The following is a 2,460-nucleotide window of genomic DNA, read 5'->3' as shown; positions in this document are numbered from 1 at the left end:
GTTCAACCGTCAGGATTCAAGTCGACTGACACTCCGCATTCGCGAGCAAGCCCGCTCCCACATTGGTTCTGCTGCGTTCCTGACACTCATTCGCGGTATCCTGAACGCCCCGAACCCGGACGCTTTTCCATGCTGGTCATTTCCAACAACGTGCATCTGCCGGATGCCGAGATCGAGTTGACGTACATTCGCGCGCAAGGTGCCGGTGGGCAGAACGTCAACAAGGTCTCCAGCGCCGTGCACCTGCGCTTCGACATTCCGGCCTCGTCGCTGCCTGAGTTCTACAAGGAGCGGCTGTTGGCGTTGCGCGACAGCCGCATTACCAGCGATGGCGTGTTGATCATCAAGGCCCAGCAATATCGGACCCAGGAGCAGAACCGTGCCGACGCGCTGGAGCGTTTGATCGAGCTGATCCTGAGTGCCACCAAGGTCGAGAAGAAACGCCGGCCGACCAAGCCGACCCTCGGTTCGAAGACTCGTAGGCTGGAGTCCAAGAGCAAGCGGGGCAATATCAAGGCCGGGCGCGGCAAGGTCGATTTTTAGTGCGACTCCCGCGCTTCGCGTTGCTTGGGTGCCTGTCGGTACAGGTAAACGCTCAGTGCCAGGCCGCTCAGTGCGGCGAAGGCGGCGAACAGGAAAATCGAAGCAAATCCGAACCCCGCCGCAATCGCACCAGCCAATGGCCCGGTGATTCCCAACGACAAATCGATGAACAGCGAATAGGCACCGACTGCCGCGCCACGGCTGGAGGCAGGCACCAGATTGACCGCTTCCACCCCCAGCGCCGGAAACACCAGCGAGAATCCGAAGCCGCTCAACGCCGCGCCCGCCAGCGCCCAGTGGGCGTCTGGTGCCAGCCACAGCAGTAAAAGGCCCAGGGTTTCCACTGACAGACAGGCAATCGCCACGCGAAAGCCGCCAAGGCGGTTGATCAGGTTGCCGAACAGCAGTCGCGCACCGATGAAACTGGCACCGAACAGGCTCAGGCACAGCACGGCGTTGTCCCAGTGTTGGGTCGCGTAATACAGGGTAATGAAAGTGGCGATGGTGCCAAATCCGATCGAGCCCAAGGCAAGTCCACAGCCATGCGGCAGCACGCGTCCAAGTACATGCATGAACGGCAAGCGTTCGCCCGCAACGATTGGCGCAGCGGTTTTCGGCCACGCCAGCAGCAGGCCTATTACCGCCAGCAGCACGATGCTCACGCCCATGCTCCACAAGCCCAGTTGATGGACGAGCAACACGCCCAACGGCGCACCGACCGCCAATGCGCCGTAGCTGGCGATGCCATTCCAGGAGATGACCTTGGCGGTGTTCGCCGCGCCGACCCGGCCGATGCCCCAGCCAATCGAACCCGAACCCACCAGGCTTTCCGCGCTGCCGAGTACCAGGCGACCGATCAGCAGGCTGATCAGGCTGAGCATCGGCAGGCTTTGGGTCCAGGCTGAGATCAGCATGAACACACCGCTCAAGCCGCAACCGGCCAGGCCATACATCACCGCCAGCTTGCTTCCTTTGTTGTCGATGATTTTCCCTGCATACGGGCGGCTGAGCAGGGTGGCCAGGTATTGCACGCTGATCACCAGGCCCGCGATCACCGCGCCGAAGCCCAGCTCGCTGTGGACGTAACCGGGCAATACGGCCAAGGGGATGCCGATATTGAGGTAGCCGATAAAGGTGAAAAGGACGATGGAAACAACTTGCAGCGTGACCGCCAGGGGGCGCTGTTTTTCAGGCATGGGTAAAGGTCCACGGTAAAGCAGGATAGATAGGCTGCTTATGATAGCGGGGTGAGCGACCGTGGGTTGTGAAAAAGTAAAACTATTTGCCGGAGGGGATCAGTCAGGATTTGGCAGGCGCAACCAACTGCGTAGTGACCAGTGCGGCCAGCGCATTTTCCTGGGTGCCAAAGCGGGCGATCAAGGCAGCTTGTTTCTCAGGGGACAGGCGATTCCAGATCTCGATCATTTTCTCGGCGGTGCCGATCAGGATGCTGGCCTGCGCTTCGCTGAATTCATCGGTCATGGGAAAGGGCTCATTTCAGGCAGTGTGGAAAGCGCATGTTAGCGCTTTCCACACGGTCTGTACGGCGGGTGTTTCAGTCTTCGCTGTCAGCCTTGCGGCGGTCAGTGGCTTCTTTCGGCTGGGGCTGTTGGGCTCCGGCTTGCTGCGTGGTCGTCTGCTCAGGTACGTGCAGGCTTGGGAAGGGGAGATTAGGAATCTCGTGCATGGTTGCGCTCCTCGCTAAGTCTGTTGATAGATCTGGTAGATCCTCGCTTTCAAAAAAGCCTGGGCAGGATACAGCAATGAAAATGACAATCAGACTTTTATATCCAATTGTTGCGACGGATGGGATTGTCTATACAGGTTTGAAAGGTGGATGCACACAGTCCAAAGTGGGAGCGGGCTTGCTCGCGAAGGCGGTGTGTCAGTCAATGCAGATATCGACCGACACACTGC

At 59.3% G+C, this 2,460-nt stretch carries 4 protein-coding genes; 1 reads left to right on the top strand and 3 read right to left on the bottom strand.

Annotated elements, in window-relative coordinates; translation table 11 throughout:
• The first annotated feature begins 129 nt into the window (after window positions 1-129).
• Entirely contained in the window at window positions 130-543 is a 414-nt protein-coding gene (gene arfB / locus ACRESJ_RS04715; RefSeq protein ID WP_431756861.1) for an alternative ribosome rescue aminoacyl-tRNA hydrolase ArfB, read from the top strand.
• Here the strand turns inward: arfB and ACRESJ_RS04710 are convergent.
• From ACRESJ_RS04710 to ACRESJ_RS04700, 3 genes are all read right to left on the bottom strand, one after another.
• The gene (locus ACRESJ_RS04710; protein ID WP_431756860.1) at window positions 540-1,739 is read right to left on the bottom strand and encodes an MFS transporter; all 1,200 of its coding nucleotides are present in this window, start codon (window positions 1,737-1,739) and stop codon (window positions 540-542) included. The genes arfB and ACRESJ_RS04710 overlap by 4 nt on opposite strands.
• 103 nt (window positions 1,740-1,842) lie before the next feature.
• Complete coding sequence (locus ACRESJ_RS04705) at window positions 1,843-2,025, bottom strand: hypothetical protein (protein ID WP_431756859.1); 183 nt, start codon at window positions 2,023-2,025, stop codon at window positions 1,843-1,845.
• A 73-nt stretch (window positions 2,026-2,098) separates the two neighbouring features.
• Complete coding sequence (locus ACRESJ_RS04700; RefSeq protein ID WP_431756858.1) at window positions 2,099-2,230, bottom strand: hypothetical protein; 132 nt, start codon at window positions 2,228-2,230, stop codon at window positions 2,099-2,101.
• Window positions 2,231-2,460 lie beyond the last annotated feature (230 nt).

The sequence above is a fragment of the Pseudomonas sp. genome (assembly GCF_050739655.1).
Classification (GTDB): domain Bacteria; phylum Pseudomonadota; class Gammaproteobacteria; order Pseudomonadales; family Pseudomonadaceae; genus Aquipseudomonas.
The sequence above is the reverse complement of the archived record's forward strand: the minus strand, read 5'-3'. Positions and strand labels throughout refer to the sequence as shown.

Coding starts and splice junctions, on each gene's coding strand:
- arfB (WP_431756861.1), top strand. CDS start 130: ATGCTGGTCATTTCCAACAACGTGCATCTGCCGGATGCCGAGATCGAG.
- ACRESJ_RS04710 (WP_431756860.1), bottom strand. CDS start 1,739: ATGCCTGAAAAACAGCGCCCCCTGGCGGTCACGCTGCAAGTTGTTTCC.
- ACRESJ_RS04705 (WP_431756859.1), bottom strand. CDS start 2,025: ATGACCGATGAATTCAGCGAAGCGCAGGCCAGCATCCTGATCGGCACC.
- ACRESJ_RS04700 (WP_431756858.1), bottom strand. CDS start 2,230: ATGCACGAGATTCCTAATCTCCCCTTCCCAAGCCTGCACGTACCTGAG.